This window comes from Nonomuraea sp. NPDC001831, assembly GCF_042892035.1.
Taxonomy (GTDB): Bacteria; Actinomycetota; Actinomycetes; order Streptosporangiales; family Streptosporangiaceae; genus Nonomuraea.
The window spans coordinates 21,100-41,932 of record NZ_JBIATU010000031.1 but is presented as its reverse complement, the minus strand read 5'-3'; the positions used below and the strand labels follow the sequence as shown (position 1 = coordinate 41,932).

The 20,833-nt window shown below is 68.9% G+C and carries 27 protein-coding genes, 1 tRNA gene and 1 pseudogene; 19 read left to right on the top strand and 10 right to left on the bottom strand.

All coding sequences use genetic code 11. From position 1 onward, the window contains the following. Positions 1-73 precede the first annotated feature (73 nt). On the top strand, positions 74-1,360 hold the full coding sequence (locus tag ACFYYW_RS47995; RefSeq protein ID WP_387661016.1) for an MFS transporter: 1,287 nt from the start codon (positions 74-76) through the stop codon (positions 1,358-1,360). Here the strand turns inward: ACFYYW_RS47995 and ACFYYW_RS47990 are convergent, their stop codons facing one another. Continuing rightward, positions 1,361-1,657 (bottom strand): PspC domain-containing protein, encoded by a 297-nt coding sequence (locus ACFYYW_RS47990; protein WP_352360963.1) that lies wholly within the window; start codon positions 1,655-1,657, stop codon positions 1,361-1,363. It lies immediately after the preceding gene. A 91-nt stretch (positions 1,658-1,748) separates the two neighbouring features. Between ACFYYW_RS47990 and ACFYYW_RS47985 the strand changes: the two genes are divergently transcribed. From ACFYYW_RS47985 to ACFYYW_RS47975, 3 genes are all read left to right on the top strand, one after another. Then, the gene (locus tag ACFYYW_RS47985; RefSeq protein WP_352324511.1) at positions 1,749-2,903 is read left to right on the top strand and encodes an acyl-CoA dehydrogenase family protein; all 1,155 of its coding nucleotides are present in this window, start codon (positions 1,749-1,751) and stop codon (positions 2,901-2,903) included. 49 nt (positions 2,904-2,952) lie between these two features. Then, positions 2,953-3,028 (top strand) — tRNA-Lys (locus ACFYYW_RS47980). Between the two features lie 218 nt (positions 3,029-3,246). After that, a complete protein-coding gene (locus ACFYYW_RS47975; protein ID WP_387661012.1) occupies positions 3,247-3,435 on the top strand; it encodes a hypothetical protein in 189 nt (62 codons plus the stop codon). 48 nt (positions 3,436-3,483) lie between these two features. Here the strand turns inward: ACFYYW_RS47975 and ACFYYW_RS47970 are convergent. From ACFYYW_RS47970 to ACFYYW_RS47960, 3 genes and pseudogenes are all read right to left on the bottom strand, one after another. Continuing rightward, positions 3,484-3,612, bottom strand: a pseudogene (locus tag ACFYYW_RS47970) (integrase core domain-containing protein); the annotation flags it as partial. A gap of 337 nt (positions 3,613-3,949) precedes the next feature. Further along, positions 3,950-4,387 carry a hypothetical protein gene (locus tag ACFYYW_RS47965; RefSeq protein WP_387661009.1) on the bottom strand — a complete coding sequence of 146 codons (438 nt, stop codon included), beginning with the start codon at positions 4,385-4,387 and terminating at the stop codon, positions 3,950-3,952. A 108-nt stretch (positions 4,388-4,495) separates the two neighbouring features. Further along, positions 4,496-4,861: an STAS domain-containing protein gene (locus tag ACFYYW_RS47960; protein WP_357709994.1), complete on the bottom strand. Its 366-nt coding sequence runs from the start codon at positions 4,859-4,861 to the stop codon at positions 4,496-4,498. Between the two features lie 341 nt (positions 4,862-5,202). Between ACFYYW_RS47960 and ACFYYW_RS47955 the strand changes: the two genes are divergently transcribed. Further along, positions 5,203-5,466 (top strand): hypothetical protein, encoded by a 264-nt coding sequence (locus ACFYYW_RS47955; protein ID WP_387661006.1) that lies wholly within the window; start codon positions 5,203-5,205, stop codon positions 5,464-5,466. A gap of 147 nt (positions 5,467-5,613) precedes the next feature. Here the strand turns inward: ACFYYW_RS47955 and ACFYYW_RS47950 are convergent, their stop codons facing one another. Continuing rightward, positions 5,614-5,907: a hypothetical protein gene (locus ACFYYW_RS47950; RefSeq protein ID WP_387661003.1), complete on the bottom strand. Its 294-nt coding sequence runs from the start codon at positions 5,905-5,907 to the stop codon at positions 5,614-5,616. A gap of 432 nt (positions 5,908-6,339) precedes the next feature. On the opposite strand from ACFYYW_RS47950, the gene ACFYYW_RS47945 reads away from it, so the two are divergent. The 7 genes from ACFYYW_RS47945 to ACFYYW_RS47915 all read left to right on the top strand — a co-directional run bounded on the left by ACFYYW_RS47945 (position 6,340) and on the right by ACFYYW_RS47915 (position 10,900). Further along, a complete protein-coding gene (locus ACFYYW_RS47945) occupies positions 6,340-6,558 on the top strand; it encodes a UBP-type zinc finger domain-containing protein (RefSeq protein WP_387661001.1) in 219 nt (72 codons plus the stop codon). A 19-nt stretch (positions 6,559-6,577) separates the two neighbouring features. Then, the gene (locus ACFYYW_RS47940; RefSeq protein WP_387660998.1) at positions 6,578-7,567 is read left to right on the top strand and encodes an acyl-CoA desaturase; all 990 of its coding nucleotides are present in this window, start codon (positions 6,578-6,580) and stop codon (positions 7,565-7,567) included. Positions 7,568-7,699: 132 nt separating this feature from the next. Further along, positions 7,700-7,873 carry a CsbD family protein gene (locus tag ACFYYW_RS47935; RefSeq protein ID WP_387660995.1) on the top strand — a complete coding sequence of 58 codons (174 nt, stop codon included), beginning with the start codon at positions 7,700-7,702 and terminating at the stop codon, positions 7,871-7,873. Between the two features lie 114 nt (positions 7,874-7,987). Next, positions 7,988-8,200 (top strand): hypothetical protein, encoded by a 213-nt coding sequence (locus tag ACFYYW_RS47930; RefSeq protein ID WP_387660992.1) that lies wholly within the window; start codon positions 7,988-7,990, stop codon positions 8,198-8,200. Between the two features lie 97 nt (positions 8,201-8,297). Continuing rightward, the gene (locus ACFYYW_RS47925) at positions 8,298-9,272 is read left to right on the top strand and encodes a LysR family transcriptional regulator (RefSeq protein ID WP_387660989.1); all 975 of its coding nucleotides are present in this window, start codon (positions 8,298-8,300) and stop codon (positions 9,270-9,272) included. Between the two features lie 157 nt (positions 9,273-9,429). Further along, positions 9,430-10,074 (top strand): TetR family transcriptional regulator, encoded by a 645-nt coding sequence (locus ACFYYW_RS47920; RefSeq protein ID WP_387660987.1) that lies wholly within the window; start codon positions 9,430-9,432, stop codon positions 10,072-10,074. Positions 10,075-10,078: 4 nt separating this feature from the next. Next, complete coding sequence (locus tag ACFYYW_RS47915) at positions 10,079-10,900, top strand: class I SAM-dependent methyltransferase (protein ID WP_387660984.1); 822 nt, start codon at positions 10,079-10,081, stop codon at positions 10,898-10,900. A 124-nt stretch (positions 10,901-11,024) separates the two neighbouring features. Here ACFYYW_RS47915 and ACFYYW_RS47910 read toward each other — a convergent pair whose 3' ends face one another. The 4 genes from ACFYYW_RS47910 to ACFYYW_RS47895 form a co-directional block, all read right to left on the bottom strand. Then, positions 11,025-12,296, bottom strand: coding sequence for a PP2C family protein-serine/threonine phosphatase (locus ACFYYW_RS47910; RefSeq protein WP_387660982.1), 1,272 nt, complete (start codon positions 12,294-12,296; stop codon positions 11,025-11,027). An 86-nt stretch (positions 12,297-12,382) separates the two neighbouring features. Then, positions 12,383-13,312 carry an acyl-CoA desaturase gene (locus ACFYYW_RS47905; protein ID WP_387660979.1) on the bottom strand — a complete coding sequence of 310 codons (930 nt, stop codon included), beginning with the start codon at positions 13,310-13,312 and terminating at the stop codon, positions 12,383-12,385. Positions 13,313-13,410: 98 nt separating this feature from the next. Then, the gene (locus ACFYYW_RS47900; protein WP_387660976.1) at positions 13,411-13,734 is read right to left on the bottom strand and encodes an STAS domain-containing protein; all 324 of its coding nucleotides are present in this window, start codon (positions 13,732-13,734) and stop codon (positions 13,411-13,413) included. Between the two features lie 119 nt (positions 13,735-13,853). After that, positions 13,854-14,435 carry a DUF5994 family protein gene (locus ACFYYW_RS47895; protein ID WP_387660973.1) on the bottom strand — a complete coding sequence of 194 codons (582 nt, stop codon included), beginning with the start codon at positions 14,433-14,435 and terminating at the stop codon, positions 13,854-13,856. A gap of 151 nt (positions 14,436-14,586) precedes the next feature. Between ACFYYW_RS47895 and ACFYYW_RS47890 the strand changes: the two genes are divergently transcribed. From ACFYYW_RS47890 to ACFYYW_RS47865, 6 genes are all read left to right on the top strand, one after another. Then, a complete protein-coding gene (locus ACFYYW_RS47890; RefSeq protein WP_387660970.1) occupies positions 14,587-15,591 on the top strand; it encodes a tyrosine-type recombinase/integrase in 1,005 nt (334 codons plus the stop codon). A 190-nt stretch (positions 15,592-15,781) separates the two neighbouring features. Next, a complete protein-coding gene (locus ACFYYW_RS47885) occupies positions 15,782-15,904 on the top strand; it encodes a hypothetical protein (RefSeq protein ID WP_387660968.1) in 123 nt (40 codons plus the stop codon). 96 nt (positions 15,905-16,000) lie between these two features. After that, positions 16,001-16,390, top strand: a complete 390-nt coding sequence (locus ACFYYW_RS47880; RefSeq protein WP_387660965.1) for an STAS domain-containing protein — start codon at positions 16,001-16,003, stop codon at positions 16,388-16,390. 273 nt (positions 16,391-16,663) lie between these two features. Continuing rightward, complete coding sequence (locus ACFYYW_RS47875) at positions 16,664-17,749, top strand: AI-2E family transporter (protein WP_387660963.1); 1,086 nt, start codon at positions 16,664-16,666, stop codon at positions 17,747-17,749. A gap of 199 nt (positions 17,750-17,948) precedes the next feature. After that, on the top strand, positions 17,949-18,905 hold the full coding sequence (locus ACFYYW_RS47870) for an acyl-CoA desaturase (RefSeq protein ID WP_387660961.1): 957 nt from the start codon (positions 17,949-17,951) through the stop codon (positions 18,903-18,905). After that, positions 18,902-19,417 carry a DUF5994 family protein gene (locus ACFYYW_RS47865; RefSeq protein ID WP_387660958.1) on the top strand — a complete coding sequence of 172 codons (516 nt, stop codon included), beginning with the start codon at positions 18,902-18,904 and terminating at the stop codon, positions 19,415-19,417. The genes ACFYYW_RS47870 and ACFYYW_RS47865 overlap by 4 nt, the downstream gene beginning before the upstream one ends. 23 nt (positions 19,418-19,440) lie before the next feature. Here the strand turns inward: ACFYYW_RS47865 and ACFYYW_RS47860 are convergent, their stop codons facing one another. After that, positions 19,441-19,881, bottom strand: coding sequence for an ATP-binding protein (locus ACFYYW_RS47860; RefSeq protein ID WP_352361107.1), 441 nt, complete (start codon positions 19,879-19,881; stop codon positions 19,441-19,443). A 436-nt stretch (positions 19,882-20,317) separates the two neighbouring features. Here ACFYYW_RS47860 and ACFYYW_RS47855 point away from each other — a divergent pair, with 436 nt between their 5' ends. After that, on the top strand, positions 20,318-20,707 hold the full coding sequence (locus ACFYYW_RS47855; RefSeq protein WP_387660955.1) for an STAS domain-containing protein: 390 nt from the start codon (positions 20,318-20,320) through the stop codon (positions 20,705-20,707). Positions 20,708-20,833 lie beyond the last annotated feature (126 nt).

The window sequence follows — 20,833 nt, the reverse complement described above, 5'->3', positions numbered from 1 at the left end:
TGCCTCATGATCGGGCACCTTAGGTCACATAGCGAACACGGTGAGTCAGGCGCAGCGGAGTCCAATGGGGGCCATGCAGGCAGGTAGGCCGCCGGGACGGCATCGCCGTGCCGAGACAGACCAGGCCACCTACGGCGAAGTCATCGCCATCCGGGAGTTCCGGGCACTCTGGTACGGCCAGGGCCTCTCCCTCCTCGGTGACCAGCTCGCCCAGGTCGCGCTCGCCGTCCTCGTCTACTCCCGCACCGGGTCGCCCCTGGCCACCGCGGCCGTCTACGCGCTGACGTACCTTCCGTCGATCGTCGGCGGGCCGCTGCTGGCGGGGCTGGCCGACCGGTTCGCGCGCCGGGGCGTCATGATGACCTGCGACGTCGTCCGGGCGGTGCTGGTCGGCGTGATGGCGCTGCCGGTGATGCCGTTCTGGGCGTTGTGCGTGCTGGTGTTCTTCGTGGTGCTGCTCAGCGCCCCGTTCTCGGCGGCGCGCGCGGCGCTGCTGCCCGAGGTGCTCGAAGGCGACCGGTACGTCGTCGGCTCGGCGTTGCAGAACATGACGAACCAGGCCGTGCAGATGCTGGGTTTCGCGGCGGGCGGAGCGATGATCGCCACCCTGGGCCCCTACCGGGCGCTCGCGCTCGACGCGGCCACGTTCCTCGCCTCGGCGCTGATCCTGGTCTCCGGGGTACGCCCGCGGCCGGCCGCCCGCCAGGACGGCGCGAAGCCGTCCATGTGGGCGATGACCAGGGCGGGAGCCCGGCTCGTCTTCGGCTCGCGCAGGTTGCGGACGCTCGTGCTGTTCGCGTGGTTGTGCGGCTTCTACATTCTTCCCGAGGGCATCGCCGTGCCCTATGCCGCCGAACTCGCCACGGGGTCGTTGCCGGTGCCCATGATCACCGGTCTGCTGATGGCCGCGATGCCGACGGGCACGGTGGTGGGCGCGTTCCTGTTCAGCAGGTTCGTGACGCCGGCGCGGCGGCTGCGGCTGATGGGGTGGATGGCCATGCTGAGCTGCGCGCCCCTGGCCGTGACGGCGCTCCGGCCGCCGCTCGCGGTGGTGCTGGCCGCGTGGGTTCTGTCGGGGATCGGTGGGGCGTACCAGCTCGCGGCGAACGCGGCCTTCGTCCAGAACGTGCCGCCGGAGCGGCGCGGCCAGGCGTTCGGGCTGGTGCAGTCGGGGTTGATGGCCGTGCAGGGGATCGGGATCCTGGTCGGCGGGTTCGCGGCGGAGAGACTCGGTCCTGAGCTGGTGGTCGCGCTCTCCGGCATCACCGGAGTGATCGCGGCTGCCGTGCTCGCCCTGCTGTGGACCGAGTCCCGGGACGACCGTGATGCCCAGGAGCTGCCCGCCCAGGCGCCGGCCTGATCACTGCTGCGGCTTGTGCTCGCCGGTCCAGTCGGTGGCGTTGCGCTGCTGCTGCTGCTTGCTGATCAGGTCCTGGACGATCGAGGTGTCCCGCTCCTCGTCCGGCAGCAGGAGCCAGCCGATCGCGTACAGGCCGACGCCGGCCCCGCCGAACAGGGTGGCGATGGCGAGGCCGACCCTGATCAGGTTCGCGTCGATGCCGACGTACTCACCGATGCCCGAGCAGACGCCCGCGATCATCCGGCCCTTGTTGGTGCGACGGAGCTTCTTGACGTTGTGCTCGCTGTATTCGTTCATGTCTCAAGACTGCCCCTGGGGCCGGTGTTAGCACATCAGGATTGTCCCTGGTAGAACCCTGGTAACCCCTTACGCGAGGAGAGGACCCGCCATGGACGATCTGCTGCGCCTCGACGACCGCCTCAACGGCGACCAGCGGCTGATCCGCGACACGGTCAGGTCATTCGTCTCCGACCGCGTCCTTCCGCACGTGGGCGACTGGTTCGAGGAGGCCGTCTTCCCGGCGCGCGAGCTCGCGCCGGAGCTCGGCTCGCTCGGCCTGCTGGGCATGCACCTGGAGGGGTACGGGTGCGCCGGCACCGACGCCACCTCCTACGGCGTGGCCTGCCGCGAGCTGGAGGCGGGCGACTCGGGCCTGCGCTCGTTCGTGTCGGTCCAGGGCTCGCTGGCGATGTTCCCCATCTGGCGGTACGGCTCCGAGGAGCAGAAGGAGGAATGGCTCCCGCGCATGGCGGCCGGCACGGCGATCGGCTGCTTCGGCCTGACCGAGCCCGACCACGGCTCCGACCCCGCCAACATGCGCACGTACGCCAAGCGGGACGGCTCCGACTGGGTGCTCAACGGCTCCAAGATGTGGATCACCAACGGCTCGATCGCCGACGTCGCCGTGGTGTGGGCGCAGACGGACGAGGGGGTCCGCGGCTTCGTCGTCCCCACCTCCACGCCGGGGTTCTCCGCCCCTGAGATCCACAAGAAGCTGTCACTCAGGGCCTCGGTCACCTCGTCCCTGTACTTCGACGACGTCCGTCTGCCCGCCTCCGCCGTGCTGCCCGGCGTCACCGGCCTCAAGGGCCCGCTGTCGTGCCTGTCGGAGGCCCGCTTCGGCATCCTGTGGGGGGTCGTCGGGGCCGCCCGCGCCTGCCTGGAGTCGGCGGTCGACTACGCCAAGACCCGCGTCCAGTTCGACAAGCCGATCGGCGCGTTCCAGCTCACCCAGGAGAAACTGGCCTGGATGTACGTCGGCGCCGCCCAGGCCCAGCTCACGGCCCTGCACCTGGGCGCACTGAAGGACGAGGGACGCCTGGAGCCCCGGCAGATCAGCTTCGGCAAGCTGGCCAACGTACGGGCCGCCCTGGACATCGCCCGGCAGGCCCGTTCCGTCCTGGGGGGAAACGGGATCACCCTGGAGTACCCTGTGATCAGGCACATGAACAATCTGGAGTCTGTGCTGACGTACGAGGGGACCCAGGAGATTCACACGCTGGTGCTGGGGGAGGCCCTGACGGGGTTGCCCGCTTACCGGTGATGGAGGCGTCGCGGGCGGGGCGGTAATCTCTGTACCCTTGCTCGTGCGAGGGGCGTTAGCTCAATTGGCAGAGCTGCGGACTTTTAATCCGTAGGTTCCGGGTTCGAGCCCCGGGCGCCCTACCACTCAATACCCCATCTGACCTGGGCTTTCTCGATTCTCGACTCGTTTCCGAGAGGCGGAAATGGCCGAGTCGGTGCTCGGACAGTGCTCTTCGGCACGCGTCCGACATGCGGGCGGGCTCGACAGCGGGCACGCGTATCGGCCCTTGAACCCCGCAGGTCAAGGCAGACCCCGCCAGAACGCAAGGCAAGGGCAAACCAGAAGGGGTGACGGGCGGCTCGTGTCCGGCCTGATCATAGACCCGGTCGAGCTGTGCGGTGCCAATACCGGCATCACACGCCTGACCTGTGGCTTCGCTCGACTGTACGGCTCGGCCGTGCTCGTTGATCAGACCGCTGACGGCCGGTCGTCGCTGTATTCGAACCGTGAGATCGACAGCCTCGGCTGGATCATGCACAGGTGGCCGTAGCGACAGCGCCTGATGCGGCCGATACTGGTTGTAGTGGCGCTCATACTCAGCCAGGATCTGTCTCAGATGCCGCTCGCCATGGACCAGAAGGTGATCGAGGCATTCGCGTCGGAGCGTACCGACGAACCGCTCGGCGAACGCATTCGCCCGTGGCGAGCGCGGCGGAATCTTGAGCATGCGCACATCCGCACCGGCGAACACATCGTCAAACCGCCCGCCGATTTCCCGTCCCTGTCGCGGATCAGGAACTTGAACCCGTCGGCTCGCTCGCCCACGTCCATCAGCAGATTGTGCGCCTGCTGCGCTGTCCAGGCACCGGTCGGATGAGCCGTGACGCCGAGAATGTGCACGCGCCGCGTTTCGATCTCCATAACGAACAACACGTACAGGCGCTTGAGGAACACCGTATCGACGTGGAGAAAGTCGCACGCCAGGATGCCGGAGGCCTGAGCAGTCAAGAACTGGCGCCAGCTCAGTGAAGCCCGACGCGGCGCGGGCCCAAGCGTCACCGCCGTCAGAACCCGGCGGACCGTCCCTTCCCCCACCCGCGCCCCAAGGCCAAGTAGCTCGCCCCGAATGCGCCGATGCCCCATCGTGGATTCTCCCGCGCCAACCGGACGATCAGATCGCGAATCTCCTCAGAGAGAGGCGGCCGGCCGTGTTTGGCAGGGTAGGTCCACTTCTTCTTCACCAGCCTGCGGTGCCAGGCCAGCAGCGTGCCGGGCGTCACGATGCGATGCAGCCGAAGGCGACCGGGTAACAGCCTGGCCAGCTTGGCCAACAGCGCCCGATCGGCCCAGTCCGGCCTGGGCTGGACGACCTGGCGACGCAGCACCGCGACCTCATGCCGTAACACCAAGATCTCCACCTCTTCGGAGGCGCTGCCCCGAGTGAGCAGCACCAACCAGCCGAACACCCTGATCACCAGCAGATACAGAAGCCGAAACAACACAAGAGACGAGCCTAGAAGACCAGGTCAGACCCTCATTGCCAGTTTCTGGCACCGGACAGGTGGCGGGGACGGGCCACAGACCTGCCCCAGCGCGGGGATCGAGGGTCGTCATGAGGCGCTCCGATCCTGCAGGCGAAGACCGGCCTTCGGGTACCAGCCGGTGAGCTGGAGCAGGCGTCGCACCTGCGGAGAGGGCGAGCATAAGGTCAGAACCTGGCCGTCGCGCATACCGGCGGCGGCGGAGACCAACGCGCGCAGCCCACCGACGTCGCAGAACGCCAGGCCACTCAGATCGACGCAGAGGCTGCCACCGCTCGCCATCGAGACCAGTGCCCTGGTCAGGGCAGGCAGGGTGGCGTAGTCGAGCTCGCCTTCGATCCGCAGGCCCGGGGGATCGACGAGCGGCGTGATGCGCAAGGGCGGATCGGCGGCCGTGTCAGGCGTGCGAATGCCGGCTGTGTCCGCGGTGTCCATGCTGACTCCTACGGGCGGGGAGTACGGAATGAGGTGGCCGCGAGTGTGAGGCGGCCATGAACACGTGGTGTGGGAGCCAGCGTGAGTGGAGCAGTCCGGCGCGATGTATTGATCATCCCGTGAGCTCGGCCAGGCGGAAAGCGGCAACCTGCCCCACGCTTATCATCAGCCGTGATCACCGGGGCCGGCGCCGGCGTGGTGACCCGAATGGTTTGACGGCCGCACCGCTCGTGGCGTGTCATGGGGACCACTGGGGCGCTCTCCGTTGTCCTCGGCCGGCAGATGGAGCAGACCGGCCTGCGGCATCGGATCGCGCTCGGAGCTCAAGGACGGCATGGTGAATGGCGTTGACCGCTCAACCTGCGCAGCCGCCGGGTCCGAACGACGGCGTGGATCAGGCCCTGGCCGACGTCTTGACGGCGCTCGGCACGGCTTCGCGCGCCCTCGCCGTTCAGCGTGCGACGAACATGGCCTGCCATGGCGACCGGCAGCGGCTGGCCGTCTGCCTGGACGCGATGGGGCCTGGCCGGCTCGCCGAGGTGGCCGCCGCCGCCCGGTTGCTGAGCACCGCGGCCGAGCAGGCGCTCGCCAGGAGGAATTCGTAGCGGTCGGGCAGTTCCGGTCGGCCGGCGCCGGCCCCTTCACGTCTCGCGCGACGATGAACCGACACCAAAAAATGCCCCGTGCCATGACGCGAGAATGTTCTCGCACGCCACAGCACAGGTTGAGCTTTCGCGATGTTCAGCCGGCGATCAGCTCTTGTCGCGAATCACGTCGTAGTCGGAGAACTTGATCGGGCCTTCACACAGTTTGACCATGTGCGCGTTGAACCGGTCGGTTTCCGGCAGCCTGCTGTTACGCTGGGCCTCCTCGTAGGAGGAGAATTCGACGAGGGCCACGTAGTGGTCGGGGCGATCGCGGTGCTTCGCCACGACCTCGCGCTGCACATGGCGCTTTCCCTCGGTCTGCGTCCGCCACTCGTTCATGAGCGACTCGACTTCCGCAGCGCGTTTGGTGTTGAATTCCAGAATCTGTACGAAGCCCATAAGAGCCTCCCCTTTTTCTTGCTTGCATTCCCCAGTCAATACCCTTCCGAAATAAATAGCAAGGAAATTTCGCACAAATGAGCGAAATCCGCTCTCGGCATAAGTGACGGGAGGCCCGCGCCAGGTGAAAAATCCGGCCGATTTCGCGGTCCGGCGGCCTCTCGACGTCGCGGTCCGCATGATCCGGTGGCCTCTCGTCAAATCGCCCGCAGGCCCTGCCATCGCCGCAACTGATGAGGCTGACTGGGATCGCGTCTTTCCGCCGGCCCGGCTGAGCACGTTGACTGGCAAGTGACCAGCCGGCGCACCTTGCGTCGCTGTCACCGTGAGGGGGTCGTCATGACCCTGGACGCACAAGGAACGGACGCGACCAACCGCGCGGGCCTGAACGGTCAGACCCCGCGCTGCAATCACATCGACCAACTCCCCCAAGTGCGGTACGGACCCCCCGAATGCAAGGAATGCCTGGCTCTCGGCCAGTACTGGACGCGCCTGCTGGCGTGCCTGACCTGCGGCTGGGTCGCCTGTTCCGACGATTCCCAGGGCGGCCACGCCAAGGCCCACTACCAGGAGACCGACCACCCGGTGGCCGCCGCCCTGGGGCCGAGGTCGACCTGGCGCTGGTGCTACGTGCACCGGCGGACCGTATAGACGAGAAGAAGGCTGCTTCATGGCTGTTTCTGAACGACCGGTGCGACGCCGGCGGGACTACGACGGAACCTCACCCTTCCCCGGGGCCGGCGAGCACGTGCCGGCCGGGCGGCCGCAGACCGCGCTGACCGGGGCGATCGTGATCGCGCCGTTCGCCGCGCTCGGTGCGGTGATCTATCTGGCGTGGGGGCACGGGGCCGCGCCCACCGACCTGCTCCTGGCCGCCGCCTTCTACGTGGTGACCGGGCTGGGAGTGACGGTCGGCTTCCACCGGCTGCTCACCCACGGCTCCTTCACCGCCCGGCCATGGTTGCGCGTGGTGCTGGCGGTCGCCGGGTCGATGGGCTTCCAGGGCAACGTGATCGACTGGGTGGCGGTGCACCGCCGCCATCACGCCTTCACCGACCGGCCGGGCGATCCGCACTCGCCCTACCGGTACGGAACCAGCCTGCGCGGGCAGCTTCGGGGGCTTGCCCACGCCCACCTCGGCTGGCTGTTCACCGACGACCAGACGTCCGCCGAACGCTACGCCCCTGACCTGCTGGCCGATCCGGCCATGACCCGCGTGGCCCGCGCCTTCCCGGCGCTGTGCGCGCTGTCGCTGGCGCTGCCGTTCGCAGCCGGCTGGGCGATCGCCGGCACCCTGTACGGCGGCCTGACCGCCTTCCTGTGGGCCGGCCTGATCCGCATCGCGCTGCTCCAGCACGTCACCTGGAGCGTCAACTCCCTGTGCCATCTCATCGGCAGCCGGCCCTTCAAGACCCGCGACCACGACCGGGCGACGAACCTGTGGCCGCTGGCCCTGCTGTCGTTCGGCGAGAGCTGGCACAACGGCCACCACAGCGAGCCGACCTGTGCCCGCCACGGTCTCGACCGGGGCCAGATCGACCTGTCCAGCGGGGTGATCCGCCTGTTCGAGCGGCTCGGCTGGGCGAGCGACGTACGCTGGCCCGATCCCGAACGCGTCCGGCGCCACCGTACCGGCGCGCTCTCACCGGCCGGAGAGTGACCCCGATACCCCACCGCTCATCAGTTCCTGTGATGACCGGCACGGCCGTTGCTCGTTTCCCCCTCCCAAGCCAGAGCAGACACTGGGGCTCCAAGCCGCCTGACCGCGGCGGAGCAGTGAAGGAAGATCGCGATGAGTCTGCGCTGGGAAATCAGCAACAAGGTCCAGGTACTCAAGGGCTGGGCCAGGCAACGCTTCGGCCGTGTCACCGGCAACCGGCGCCAGCAGGTCGCGGGCAAGAGCGACCGGGTCGCCGGCAATCTGAAGCAGGCCGCTAGAAAGGCCAGGGACGCCTTCAAACGCTGATCCCCACTTCGACGAACCGCCCGGCGGGTCCCAGATCTCGGATCGGGATCCCGCCCGGACGCGGGCGAACCCGACAACGGTCCCGTCGTCCCCGCCGGCCTCGCAAGGACGAAGATGGAGGCAGAACCGATGCGCGTCGCATCATTGGCGCTGATCCTGTGGCCGATCGTCGGTGCCGTCGCCGCAGGCCGGCGCAAGTACTACACGGCACCGGTGGAGAACTGCGACCAGGTGGCCACCATCGCGGTGACGATCCTGGCCGGCCCCCTCAACTACCTCGGCATGAACCCGAAGATCGACTGCCGGACGCCTCAGCCCGGCAAGTGAGGCCAGGCCCACCTTCAGAAGTTGACACACCCACGAGGACCTACAGTGGGAGACGCCGGCCGCATCGGCACCGCCTGGGAGAGGAAGGGTGTCGGGCATGGAGTTACGGCAGTTGCGCTATTTCGTGACGCTGGCCGAAGAGCTGCACTTCGGCCGCGCCGCCGCCCGCGAGCACATCGTGCAGTCGGCGCTGAGCCAACAGATCCAGCGGCTGGAACGCGAGCTCGGTGTGCGGCTCCTGGACCGCAGCACCCACCACGTCGACCTGACCCCCGCCGGGGCCGCCTTCCTCGTCGAGGCGCGCCAGATCCTCCATCACGTCAGCCGGGCCGGGCATGCCGCACGCAACGCCGCCGCGTCCGCGCCCACGCTACGCGTCGGCATTATCGACGCCGGCTACGACACCATGCCGCAGATCCTGCACGAACTCCAGGACAACCATCCCGGCATCACGATCCACCAGATCGAAGCAGGCACCCCCGAGCAGTACCGGCAACTGGCCGACGGCCGCCTCGACATAGCCATCGGACGCGCCTCCCAGACCCCGGCCGAGATGACCTCCAAACTCATCAGGCTCGATCCCCTCGGCGTGCTGGTCCCCGACGACCACCGCTTCGCCGTCCTCGACGGTGTACCCGTCGCCGCCCTCGCCGACGAACTGCTCCTGCTCGGCGAGGAATCGCAGACGCCGGAGCTCAACCAGTTCGTCCTCGCGCTGTGCCGCTCGGCCGGGTTCGAGCCCACTCTCTACGAAGGCACCGTCGAGAGCTCCCGGGCTGCCGCCGACCTCGTACTCCAGCACCGCTGCGTGCACTGCGTCCCTTCCTCCTTCCGCTCCTCCAACCGCCCCGGCACCACTTGGCGGCCCCTGACCGACCCCACCACGTACTACCCCTGGTCCCTGCTGTGGCACGACGCCAACCCCTCCCCGCACATCGCCGGCGTCATAGACACCGCCCGCCACCTGGCCGAACAGCTCGACTGGCTCGAACCCGCCGCCCCGGCCACCGAACCGCCGTCCGGCGAAGACGCGCCGGCAGCCACCAGCAGCCGCAGCGACGAGGCTGTCTGACCCGCCTGGCGGGACTGGTGCGGGCGATGGTTGTTGTGGCTGGAGGTCAAAGCCGCGGATCAAGCACCACTCGACGAGTCATGAAGCGCTACAGGCCCTTGATCACGGGCCTGCCCTCGACTTGCCAGGCATTGAACATCTGTTTAGTCTACTAAACATGTGTTCAGCATCGTCGGACCTGACCGCCCAGGCCAAGATCCGCAACGCGGCCATCGCGCACTTCGCCCGGGACGGCTTCGCCAAGACCAACCTGCGCGCCGTCGCGGCCACCGCCGGAGTGAGCCCCGGCCTGGTCATCCACCACTTCGGCAGCAAGGAGAAGCTCCGGAGCGTCTGCGACGACCACGTCCTGCGCATCCTGGTCCAGCGGGCCGACAACGCCGGCCCGAGCGGCATGCAGGACCTCTTTCACGAATACCTGTCCAACCCGGAGGAATACCGCCTCCAGGTGCAGTACATGCTGCGCGCGATCGAGGAGGACACACCCGCCGCGGGCACGTTCGTCGACACGCTGGTGGCGGAGTCGGAGCAGGTCCTGCGGGCCGGGATCGCCGACGGCTCGATGCGGCCGTCCTCCGACGTGCGGGCGCTGGCGGTGCTGACCGTGCTCAACAGCGTGGCCACGCTGACCATGCCGCCACCCCTGGCGCGGGCACTGGGCCACGAGCAGTTCGGGCCCGACGTGCTGCGCCGCCTCGCGCTGCCCACGCTGGAGCTCTACACCCACGGGCTGTTCACCGACGACGCCGCCCTCAACGCGGCCCGGGCCGCCCTCAACGACTCACCACAGGAAGAGGACTGACACGATGGCCATCACCCTCCCCGACCTCACGCCGCTGGAGAACACGCTCTGGCTGACCCTGGCCGGCAAAGCGCTCGACTACCAGGCCAAGCACCCGATCTTGCACGACAAGACCGCATTCGACATCGTCAAGAAGCTCGACTACGACGCCGGGCAGTTCAAGCTCTCCGCCAGCCCCGTCGTGGGCATCGCGCACCGCTCCCTGGTCATGGACAACATCGTGCGGCAGTTCATCGTCAAAAATCCCGACGCCGTCGGGCTCGACCTGGGCGCCGGACTTGACACCCGTGTCTACCGCGTCGACCCGCCCGCCACCGTCGACTGGTACGACGTCGACCTGCCCGGCGTGGCCAAGGCCAGGCAATTACTGCTCCCCGAGCGTCCCCACCTCCACACCATCGGCTCCGACCTCAACGACCCCCGATGGATCAGCGAAATCCCCGCCGACCGCCCCGCCGTGATCGTCGCCGACGGCCTGATCGGGTTCCTGTCCAAGGAGGAACTGGCCACGCTCCTCGACCGCCTCATCCGCCACTTCCCCACAGGGGAGATCTGCTTCAACGGCTACACGAGGTTCCACGTCTGGGCGGCCAGGAAGTACGCCGGCACCCAGTCCGTCGTCCCCTTCCTGAGGTCTCCCGGCTTCGACACCCCGCAGGACATCGAGCGCCTGGAACCTCGCCTGAAGCTGGTACGCGAGATCCTGCTGGGCCGCGAGCCCGAGGTCGCCGACTACCCGTGGACGACCCGCCTGGCCAGCTTCCTGACGGCCTGGAGCACCTCCATCTCCCGCAAGGGCACCGCCATCCAGCACTATCGCTTCTAGAGGCTTCAGGCGGGCCCGGACAGACTGGTGACCAGATGGCTTGCTCGCGCCGCGGCATGTGATCCTGGTAGGCCGCCGTCGGCCTCACCGATGTCGACCGGCTCGGTGCCCATGCTGTTGCGTCCTACGGTCCCGGCACCGCGATCTTTCCCAGGACGAGTTGCTGTTGCCGCCCGGTGCGCCACTCGACCATCAGCACGGTGGCGTCGTCTTGGAGCCGGCCGTGCTGGTGCTGCAGGATGCTGTGGATCAGCCGGCGGAGTGTTTCCGGGGCGGAGGTGCCGTCGGCCTCGTGACGGACGATGAAGTCGATGAAGCGCTCCAGCCCGAAGGGTTGCCCGTCCGGGCTCTCAGCCTCGATGACGCCGTCGGTGTAGAAGAGCAGCCGGTCCCCGGGTTCCAACTGGTAGCGCAGCAATCCGGTGGACAGGCCCAGGCAGATGCCCATCGGCGGATCGGGCACGCTGTCCAGGGTCGCGACCTGCTGGCTTTTGCGGATCACCAAGGGCGGATGGTGCCCTCGGTTGACCCAGCTCAGCCAACCAGTCCGCAGGTCCAGATCGGCCAGGACGCCTGTGGCGAAGCGGTCGATGAACTGCTCGTCGATCGCCGCGTCGATCGCCTCGCTCGTCGCGGGCAGGTCCTTGCCTTGGCGGCGGCTGGTGCGACCGGCCCCCATGGCGATGGTGGCGGTCAGGCCGGCCGCGGTGTCGTGTCCCATCGCGTCGAAGATCGACACGCGCAGTGTGCCGCTGTCGATCGCGTAGTCGTAGGCGTCGCCGCCCACCTCGTAGGCAGGTTCCAGCGCGGCGCTGACCACCACGTCGTCATCGGCGAAGGCTCGCGGTGGGAGCAGGTTCCACAACACCTCGGCCGACAGCGTCATCGGCCGAGCGCGTACCAGGCGCGCATAGGAGTCGCTGTGCGGGCGTTTGCTGATCACCAGCAGCGAGACGAGGGAGGCCAGCCGGCCGGCCAGCAACCCCACGCTCTCCGACCCCTGCGCCACGGTCACTCCCAGGACGCCAACCCGCTCGGTGTCGCTCAGCAACGGCACCCACAGGCGCTGCGGCCCATCACCTGCCGTCGACGTCGGCGCGGTCTCGGGCGCGGCGGGATCCAGCACGTGCCGGGCCTCGACGATCTCCATATTGCGGAAGGCACGTCCTGCCATGGTGGCGTCGATCCGGATCGGTTCGAGCGGTTTGCCGAACACGTCACGCTGCCCGGTCAGCGGGACCAGCACCTGCTGCTGCAGGTCGGCTACGTAGACCATGGTCTGGGAGAAGCCCGCCGACCGTCCGTACTCGGCGACCAGGGCTGGCAGATCCTCCAGCGAGGAGAGTTGGCTGGCGCTCAGCAAGCCGCCCAGCAGCTGCTCGCCATCACCGGTCACCGCGATGCCTTCCCTGGAGGCCCTTCCCCTTGCACTAGTTCCTCTTCCCAGCTGTACGAGCTTCTCCCCCAACGTGCTGACCAGGGCTAACGCCTCTTGGTTCCGCCCTGGCGCGGGGTGCTGGTGCGCAGCGTGTGCTTGCCGGCCACCGTGCGATGGTGGCCGAGGACGTCGGGGGGTTGCCAGTGCACATCGCTGGCCCAGTTCAGGCGTTCGAACAGGCTGATGAGTGCGGCTGAGGGATCGATCTGGCGGCCGCCGCGGCCGTGCCGGGCGCAACTGGGCTCACTGTGGTGGCCGTTGTGCCAGCTTTCTCCGAAGGACAGCAGGGCCAGCGGCCACAGGTCGGTGGAGCGGTCGTGGCGGCGGGCTTTGTGCGGCCGCTCACCGATCATGTGGCACAGGGAGTTGACGCTCCAGGTCACGTGCTGCAACAGGGCGATACGGATCAGGCCCGCCCAGATGAACGCGGTCAGCCCGCCGTAGAGGCTGCCACTGATCGCCCAGCCCGCCGCGAACGGCAGGAGGAGGGAGGCGGCGCACAAGGCGGGGTAGGCGCGGGAGATCCGCAGCATGGCCGGGTCGTTGCGCAGCAGATCGGGAGCATACGTCGTGGCCGAGGTGGGTTCGCTGGAGAACAGCCGGCCCAGGTGGGCGTGGGCCAGGCCGCGCAGTCGTCCGCCGAGACCGGTGCCGTACCGGTAGGGGGAGTGCGGGTCGCCGGGCCGGTCGGTGAAGGCGTGGTGGCGGCGGTGGACGGCCCCCCAGTCGATCAGGTTGCCCTGGAAGCTCATCGACCCGGCCACGGCCAGGACGGCGCGGAGCCACGGACGGGCGGTGAAGGAGCGGTGGGTCAGCAGGCGGTGGAAGCCGACCGTCACCCCCAGCCCGGTCACGACGTAGAAGACGACGACCAGGAGCAGGTCGGTGAGACTGACACCGACTCCCCACGCCAGCCAGATGCCGGCGCCAAGCGCGAGGAACGGCGCGATCACAATTGCGGCGGTCAGTGTCACCGGGGTGATACCGGCCCGCGCCGGTGCCGCAGGCCGAGGGAACGGCGAACTGCCGTCATAGCCGGCCGGGGTGAGCTCGAAGGTGAGTGGTATGCCGGTCATGCGATGATCGGGAATCGGTGGCCCAGGCCGGTGATGTGCAGCAGCCGGGCCATGCGCGACGGAACGCCGGTCAGGGCGAGCGTGATGCCCAGTGACCGGGCCCGGCCTTGAGCGCCGACCAGCACGCCCAGCCCGCCGGCGCCGCAGAAGGTCACCTGGGACAGGTCCACGACGAGCAGGCCGGTGCTGTGGGCGAGAGCGTCGATCAGCCGCCTGCGCAGCTGAGCCGTGGTGAAGATGTCGATGTCCCCCGCCAGGTGCACGAGGGTCGGCGCCGAGGCGCCCGCCTCGCCGAGCGGGGCGGTGTCGATGACGGTCATGGAAGCCTCCTGTGGAGAAGCTGGAACGCGATGAGATGCCTGCCGGCCGGAGATCGGCCCGCCGCCGGACAACGGGCGATGCCTGGACCGCTCAATCCGGCCGGCAGGCGGCACGCGGGTCACGCCAGGATCGGCCGTGCCGTGAACGAGGCAGCCTTCTGCCCGTTGACCGCCCCGCCCTCGTTCTCCCACCGGGCTGAGCCGGCCGTCGCACGCGGACCGGGGCCCGCCGGCAGGTGCGCCAGAGTGAGAATGGCGTCGGCCGTCAAGCCGGCGGTGTCCTGGACGGTGAGCTTGAGCACGGCCTCGGCGACGCCCGCGGCGGTTCCTGACGGGATGATCAGCAGGACGACCGGCTCGCCGGACGCGAAGCTGAGAGTGATCATGCGCGGGTCGGTGTGGCGGAACCAGCCGACGCGGACCTGCCGACCGCGGGCCGGGATGCGGCGCGGGACGTTCTGCCACGCATCGCCATGCACGCCGACACGGAGCGTGACCCGATCAAGCATCCGGTCGACCGCGGCGATGAGACCGGGGAATTCCGCGGCGGCGTCACTGGAGTAGGGCCACCAGGCCCCGTCCACCACCGATCGCCGATTCGGCACCGGGTGGAGACTGAGCCGTAGCGCGGAATCGGCCCGAGGCATCGCGGACGAGGTGGGGCTGAGCGGTGCGGGCTGAGAAAGAAGTGTCGGCGTCATGGTCGCTGACCTATCCGGGCCCCTCAGAAGGGGCCTGTGGTGGTTCGCCGGGGGCGACGCAGACCTGAGTGCCAACGCTCGAGAAGTCCTCGGTACCTTCATTCTACCTCCTACTTCCGGAATGACATAATTCCGGAAGTAGACTCTGTGGATGACTTCCGGAAACTCGCCCTCGGGAATCACGGAGCCGGTCGGAGTCGCTGCCGGAAACCCGCGCCGGTCGCGGGCCGTCCCGCTCCCCGCTCCCCACGCCGCCGTCCTGGCCGACTACACCGCCACCCTTGAGCACGCCCCGCTGGCCGACTCCACCAAGACCAAGTACACCTCCCGGCTGCGCGGCTACCTGGCCTGGCTGGCCGTCCAAGCCGACGCCGCCGCCCTGGACGGCGATCCGCTCACCGATGCGGCCGCGGCCGCCGGCGCGGTACGCGACTTCCGCCGCCACCTCAAGGACGGCCGCCGCGCTCCCAACACCATCGACGCCTACCTGTCGGCCATCGACGACTTCTACGCCCGCCGCGGCCTCGGCAAGCCCCAGACCCGCCGCGAACGCGACTCCCGGCGCACCGCCCCCCGAGTCCTGGACGCCCGGCGCGCCCGCCGCTACGTCCGCCACGTCCAGCTCACCGCCTCCCCGCGCGACAAAGCCGTCGCCCTGCTGCCCTACTACGCCGGACTGCGCATCTCCGAAGTCGTCGGCCTCGACCTGACCGACGTGCGCCTCTCAGCCCGCACGGGCGAACTACGCATCCGCGGACAGGGCCGCGACGGCGGCAAGATCCGCCTGCTGCCCGTCCACCCCGACCTGCGCCAGGCCCTGACCGACTGGCTGGCAACCCGCGCCGGCTGGAAGGGAGCCGGCACCCACCCAGCGCTGTTCCTCAACCAGCGCGGCGGTCGCCTGAGCGACCGCGCAGCCCGGGACATCATCACCGGCCTCGGCGACGCCGTCGGCCTGGGCGACGACCCCACCGAGCCCTTCAGCTCGCACGTCCTGCGCCACACCTTCGCCACCCAGCTCATCCGCCACGGCACAGACCCCGTCCTGGTCGCCGACCTCCTCGGCCACGGCTCGTTGGACACCACCCGCCGCTACGGCCTGCCGACCGAAGCGGACAAGGCAGCCGCCTTGAACGCCCTGATCAGCGACCACTAGCTGTACTGACCACAGAGGTTAGGTCGAGACGACACGCAAAAAATGATCTTGTAAAGGGGTGAGGGCCTTCGGTTCGGTGTGGATTGCGACATCTACACGCCGACCAGAAAGGCCCTCATGCCTTAACGCGCCGCTGACCGAACCCGGACGCCTGCGCCTGGCCCGCTGTGCCGGCCGGCTGAACGACGGCTTGAACGCCGAGCAGACGCTGGAGCGCATCACGACCGCCCTGAGCGAGTATGCCGGGGACCACCACAGCGACGACACCGCCCTGCTGCTCCTGCGCGTACCCACCCCTGAGGAGAAGCCATGACGACCGGCCGTACCGAACCGCGCCGGTGACAGGACGGGCGTCGCGACACATCAGAGAGCGGGCGCGGGGCAGAGGGCCACCCGAGAGGAGGCGTCGATGCCTTCGCAGCCGATGTCGAACGACCCGCCGCCCTTGCGGCTCAGCGTGCGCGCGGCGCCTCCGGGCCAGGTGGTGGCCGTCCACGGCGCACTGGACCTGAACACTGCCACGCACCTGGAACACGAAGTGGTCAAGGTGTGCCGACGGCAGAACCCACCGTTAGTGATCATGGACATGTCCGGGGTGGAGTTCTGCGACTCCTCCGGGCTGAGCAGCCTGGTCCGTGTATGGAGGCAGATCGACCATGACGGCGGCGCGCTGGTCTTGATCGGCCTGCACGGTACATGTGAGCAACTGCTCCGCAGGACCGGCCTGCTGGGGCGCATATTTCCCACCCACCCCACTCTGGCGCAGGCACAGGACGCGCTGGCCCGGACACGGCAGTGATCGGCGAACCGCCATCGTCAATCCCGGAAACCAAGACGTCGGCAGGTGACCTCGCGCGTGTCGGCCGCCCCGATGGCGTTCACCCCCGCGGTGCTCACCGCAAGCCAGGCCGGCACCACGCAGGCCGCCGGGCCCGTGACGCAGATTCTCTGCTTCAACTTTCCTTTACCGAAGTCGGGAAGTGCGCCTATTTCCGACCGGTGGGGAAGTTTCCCGTGCGTGGACTCACCTCAGGAGCGCCTGTTGCGGTTGGTGCCTGCGACCTTGGCGAGGATGGCCGCGTGGTGCGCGTGCCTGATCGTCATCGGCATCGTGGCCAACTACGTGCTCGGTTTCGTGGCGACGATGCGCATCGTCGCCCTGCCGGTGGCGGTCGCCCTGTTGCTGACCGCGCTGCTGTTCCCGCTCACCCGGCGGCTGCGCGAGTCGGGGCTGCGGACGATCTACGCCACCTGGGTCACCATGCTGGTCGCGCTCGCCGTGCTGGGCGGGACGGGCTGGATCATCGGCGTGCGGGCCAATGAGGAGTTCCCCGGCCTGTTGACACAGGTCAGGCAGACGGCCAAGACGGTGGAGGGCTGGCTCTACACCGGCCCTCTGCACGTGAAGCCCGTTCAGCTCAGCGGCTGGGTGGACGAGATCGCCAAGCTGGTCACCGAGCGGCAGCAGCAGATCACCTCGACGGTTCTGGCGGGGACCGTGGTGGTGGTGGAGGCGCTGGCCTCGATCGTGCTCCTGCTGTTCGTGACGTTCTTCCTGCTCAAGGACGGTGACCAGATCTGGTCCTGGTTCCTCAAGGGGTTCGGCCGGATGGCGCCGCGGGTCGACCGGGCCGGGCGGACCGCCTGGACCACGCTGTCGCACTACGTGCAGGGCACGGTGGCCGTGGCCGCGGTGCACGGCGTGCTCATGGGTGTGGTGCTGGCCGTCATGGGAGTACCGCTGTGGGCGGCACTGGCCGTACTGATCTTCCTGGCCAGCTTCGTCCCGATCGTCGGCATCCTCTTCGCCGGCGCGGTCGCGACGCTGGTCACGCTCGGCGCGAAGGGCCCGATCTACGCGCTGATCTTCGTCGGCATCCTGATCGTCGAGCAGCAACTGGAGAACCACGTGCTCCAGCCGCTGATCGTCGGCCGGGTGCTGCACTTCCACCCGCTGGCGATCATCATCGTGCTGGCCGTCGGCGGCATCCTGGCCGGGATCGCGGGCGCGGTGGTGGCCGTGCCGATCACCGCCATCCTCTACCGGGCCGTCCCCGAACTCTTCAAGGACGTCCCGCTCGCCCTCCCGGCGGGACCGGTCCCCGAACCACCGGCGCAGGCGGCGCCTCCTGGGAAGGAACCCGAACAGAAGGATTGACGGGCTCGGGGGCGGGCGCGGGTGGTGTCCGGGCCGTGGCGGCCTCATGCGGGACGGGCGCGCCCGATCCGTTGGCGGTGGGATGTCCCCCGCCCGTCCGAAGCTTGGCATCGACACGGGAGTGGCTTCCGTGCGTGTGGGCAGGTGAATTGCTGTCCAGGGGGAGAAAGGACGCTGCCGTTCGGGGGAGGAAGTCGGCATGGCTTCGTCAGGAACAGGTGTCATCGAGCGGGCCGGCCCGGCACCGCTCATCGGCGGCCGTAAACCGTTCGCGGCGATGGTCGCGTTGTGGGTGTTCGTGCTGGTGCCGTTCGCGGCGCTGGCCGCCGCCGTGCCGGTGGCCTGGGGGTGGGGGCTGAGCTGGACCGACGTGGCGATAGCCGCCTCGGCTTACGTCCTGACCGGGCTCGGCGTCACGGTGGGCTTTCACCGCCATCTCACCCATGGCGCGTTCAAGGCGGAGCGGTGGCTGCGGATCGGTCTGGCCGTAGCCGGGTCCCTGGCGGTGCAAGGCTCGGTCATCCAGTGGGTGGCCGACCACCGGCGCCATCACGCCTTCGCCGACCGTGACGGCGACCCGCACTCGCCCTGGCGTTACGGCAGCAGCGTGCGCGGCCTGGCCAAGGGGCTGCTGTTCGCACATGTCGGCTGGATGTTCGGGCGTGACCTCACCAATCGGAAACGTTTCGCCAAGGACCTGCTCAACGACGCCGGCATCGGCCGGGTGGACCGGTTGTTCGGACCGCTGGTGGCAGCCTCGCTGCTGCTGCCGCCCGCGATCGGCCTGCTGGTCACCGGCACCTGGCGTGGCGCGCTGACCGCATTCTTCTGGGGCGCTCTGGTACGGATCGCGCTGCTGCACCACGTCACCTGGTCGATCAACTCCATCTGCCACGTCTTCGGCGAACGGCCGCTGATGACCCGCGCCGGAGACCAGGCCGCGAACTTCTGGCCACTAGCTCTCCTGTCATTCGGCGAGAGCTGGCACAACGGCCACCACGCCGACCCCACCTGCGCCCGCCACGGCGTGCTGCCCGGCCAGATCGACCTCTCCGCCCGGCTGATCCGACTGCTGGAGCGACTCGGCTGGGCCCGCGACGTACGCTGGCCGACCCCGGCGCGCCTGGCCGCACGACGCCGCGAGCCCTCCCCATGACCGGCTCCGAGGAGGTGCGGCTCAGCCTCGATCCCGACCTTGCACGTCGAGGCGCGGTGGACGGCGCGTGGTGGCCCGCCGGCTACGACGCCGGCGCGGAACTGCCCGCACTGATCGCCGCCATCGACCAGCGGCTGGAGCGGCGGGTCCTGCGCGTCGGCCTGCACGTCGACACCTGGCACAACATCCCGCATCGCATCGCCGCCCCCGGCCGCCAGGTCAGAGTGGGCTGGTTCCGCACCATCGACCCCCACCTGATCAACCTCATCATCCCGGGGATCGAACACATCAACCTGCTCGTCATCCCACCCGACACCACACCCGCAGCCGCCGAGAAGGCACTCGACCTGGCCACCCGATGCCGAGGCCGCACCCGCTCCGGCGACATCCTCACCGCCGCAGGCCACGATGGTCCCGCCGACACCGCCGCCGAGGAGGAGCAGCGCCTGGCCGGTTGGGACAACGAAGGCGGCCGGACCCGACAGCCCGCCCGCGAGGACCCCACACCCTGATCACGCGTTCGGTGGCGGGAAAGTCAGTCCCGCAGACGGACGACGATGACGACGGTCGTGCCGGCCGGGCCGGTGGTCACCGTGAGCGAGTCGCTGAGCTCGGCCATCAGCCACAGCCCGCGGCCGTGGTCACGGTCGCGGGCAGGCATCGATGCCCGCTGCTGGTAGTGGCGGGCCGGGATCCCGGGGCCATGATCGCTGATCTCGCAGCACAGCAGGCCATCGGCCTGCCACAGGCGGACCCGCCCGGATCCACCACCATGATCGAACACGTTGGCCACACCTTCGTGCACCGCCAGTTCAAAATCTTCCCGCCGAGCCGACGACAGCCCCTGCTGGGTGGCATGGGCGCTCACGCCCTTCCGCAATGCGCTCTGATCGTACGTGGCCGCGCCACCCGGCCCGGACGTACTCAGTGCCCAGGTCAGCAGCGGGTCTCGGCATTCCGGCGGCGGCCCGAACATCCCGCTCACCGGTCACGCCCGCTCATCGCCGGTCACCGGGGGCGGCCGGCTGCCCTCTGAGGGAGCTGCCGCCTGAACGCGCCGCACGCCCGCCCCCTCGTCGCGACATGTCGACAGCGGTCGGAACATCAGACGACGGAGGGGCCGCGACGGTCGGCACGGGCAATGGGACGGCCGACGGCGCCTTGGACATCATGGTCCCTTCGATGGCGCGATCAGCGTGACTTGCGAGAGCGACGACAACCGCAGTGCGATCAGATCCTGACTCGCGACACCCCTTACCCCTGCGGCGAAGGGGGAAACGGGCCCAGGGGGCCGGCTGCCGGCGACGCCCTTGCTCCCCATCGACAAGCCTCCTCCATCCATGAGATCGCCAAGCCCACTCGAAGAGGCTCGAGCGGGCGCGGGGCAGAGGGCCTCCCAAGAGGAGGCGTCGATGCCTTCGCAGCCGATGTCGAACGACCCGCCGCCCTTGCGGCTCAGCGTGCGCGCGGCGCCCCCGGGCCAGGTGGTGGCCATACATGGCGCGCTGGACCTGAACACTGCCACGCACCTGGAACACGAAGTGGTCAAGGTGTGCCGGCAGCAGCACCCACCGCTAGTGATCATGGACATGTCCGGGGTGGAGTTCTGCGACTCCTCCGGACTGAGCAGCCTGGTCCGGGCATGGAGGCAGATCGACCATGACGGCGGCGCGCTGGCCTTGATCGGCCTGCACGGCACATGTGAGCAACTGCTCCGCAGGACCGGCCTGCTGGGGCGCATATTTCCCACCCACCCCACTCTGGCGCAGGCACAGGACGCGCTGGCCCGAACACGGCGGTGATCGGCAAACCACCACCGTCAACCCCGGAACCCACGACGTTGACAGGTGACCTCGTGGTGGCTCGCGGACTTCGCCGAAGCCCGCATGGGGTCCTTACGTCTGCCGACGATTACGTCCATGCAGTTC

Excerpts from the sequence above, each read along its gene's own strand:
- ACFYYW_RS47865 (WP_387660958.1), top strand. The coding sequence starts at position 18,902 with ATGACCGGCTCCGAGGAGGTGCGGCTCAGCCTCGATCCCGACCTTGCA.
- ACFYYW_RS47935 (WP_387660995.1), top strand. The coding sequence starts at position 7,700 with ATGAGTCTGCGCTGGGAAATCAGCAACAAGGTCCAGGTACTCAAGGGC.
- ACFYYW_RS47985 (WP_352324511.1), top strand. The coding sequence starts at position 1,749 with ATGGACGATCTGCTGCGCCTCGACGACCGCCTCAACGGCGACCAGCGG.
- ACFYYW_RS47880 (WP_387660965.1), top strand. The coding sequence starts at position 16,001 with ATGCCTTCGCAGCCGATGTCGAACGACCCGCCGCCCTTGCGGCTCAGC.
- ACFYYW_RS47925 (WP_387660989.1), top strand. The coding sequence starts at position 8,298 with ATGGAGTTACGGCAGTTGCGCTATTTCGTGACGCTGGCCGAAGAGCTG.
- ACFYYW_RS47875 (WP_387660963.1), top strand. The coding sequence starts at position 16,664 with ATGGCCGCGTGGTGCGCGTGCCTGATCGTCATCGGCATCGTGGCCAAC.
- ACFYYW_RS47920 (WP_387660987.1), top strand. The coding sequence starts at position 9,430 with ATGTGTTCAGCATCGTCGGACCTGACCGCCCAGGCCAAGATCCGCAAC.
- ACFYYW_RS47940 (WP_387660998.1), top strand. The coding sequence starts at position 6,578 with ATGGCTGTTTCTGAACGACCGGTGCGACGCCGGCGGGACTACGACGGA.
- ACFYYW_RS47950 (WP_387661003.1), bottom strand. The coding sequence starts at position 5,907 with ATGGGCTTCGTACAGATTCTGGAATTCAACACCAAACGCGCTGCGGAA.
- ACFYYW_RS47870 (WP_387660961.1), top strand. The coding sequence starts at position 17,949 with ATGGCTTCGTCAGGAACAGGTGTCATCGAGCGGGCCGGCCCGGCACCG.
- ACFYYW_RS47900 (WP_387660976.1), bottom strand. The coding sequence starts at position 13,734 with ATGACCGTCATCGACACCGCCCCGCTCGGCGAGGCGGGCGCCTCGGCG.
- ACFYYW_RS47960 (WP_357709994.1), bottom strand. The coding sequence starts at position 4,861 with ATGGACACCGCGGACACAGCCGGCATTCGCACGCCTGACACGGCCGCC.
- ACFYYW_RS47890 (WP_387660970.1), top strand. The coding sequence starts at position 14,587 with ATGACTTCCGGAAACTCGCCCTCGGGAATCACGGAGCCGGTCGGAGTC.
- ACFYYW_RS47860 (WP_352361107.1), bottom strand. The coding sequence starts at position 19,881 with ATGTTCGGGCCGCCGCCGGAATGCCGAGACCCGCTGCTGACCTGGGCA.
- ACFYYW_RS47990 (WP_352360963.1), bottom strand. The coding sequence starts at position 1,657 with ATGAACGAATACAGCGAGCACAACGTCAAGAAGCTCCGTCGCACCAAC.
- ACFYYW_RS47915 (WP_387660984.1), top strand. The coding sequence starts at position 10,079 with ATGGCCATCACCCTCCCCGACCTCACGCCGCTGGAGAACACGCTCTGG.
- ACFYYW_RS47995 (WP_387661016.1), top strand. The coding sequence starts at position 74 with ATGCAGGCAGGTAGGCCGCCGGGACGGCATCGCCGTGCCGAGACAGAC.
- ACFYYW_RS47895 (WP_387660973.1), bottom strand. The coding sequence starts at position 14,435 with ATGACGCCGACACTTCTTTCTCAGCCCGCACCGCTCAGCCCCACCTCG.
- ACFYYW_RS47930 (WP_387660992.1), top strand. The coding sequence starts at position 7,988 with ATGGAGGCAGAACCGATGCGCGTCGCATCATTGGCGCTGATCCTGTGG.
- ACFYYW_RS47955 (WP_387661006.1), top strand. The coding sequence starts at position 5,203 with ATGGCGTTGACCGCTCAACCTGCGCAGCCGCCGGGTCCGAACGACGGC.
- ACFYYW_RS47855 (WP_387660955.1), top strand. The coding sequence starts at position 20,318 with ATGCCTTCGCAGCCGATGTCGAACGACCCGCCGCCCTTGCGGCTCAGC.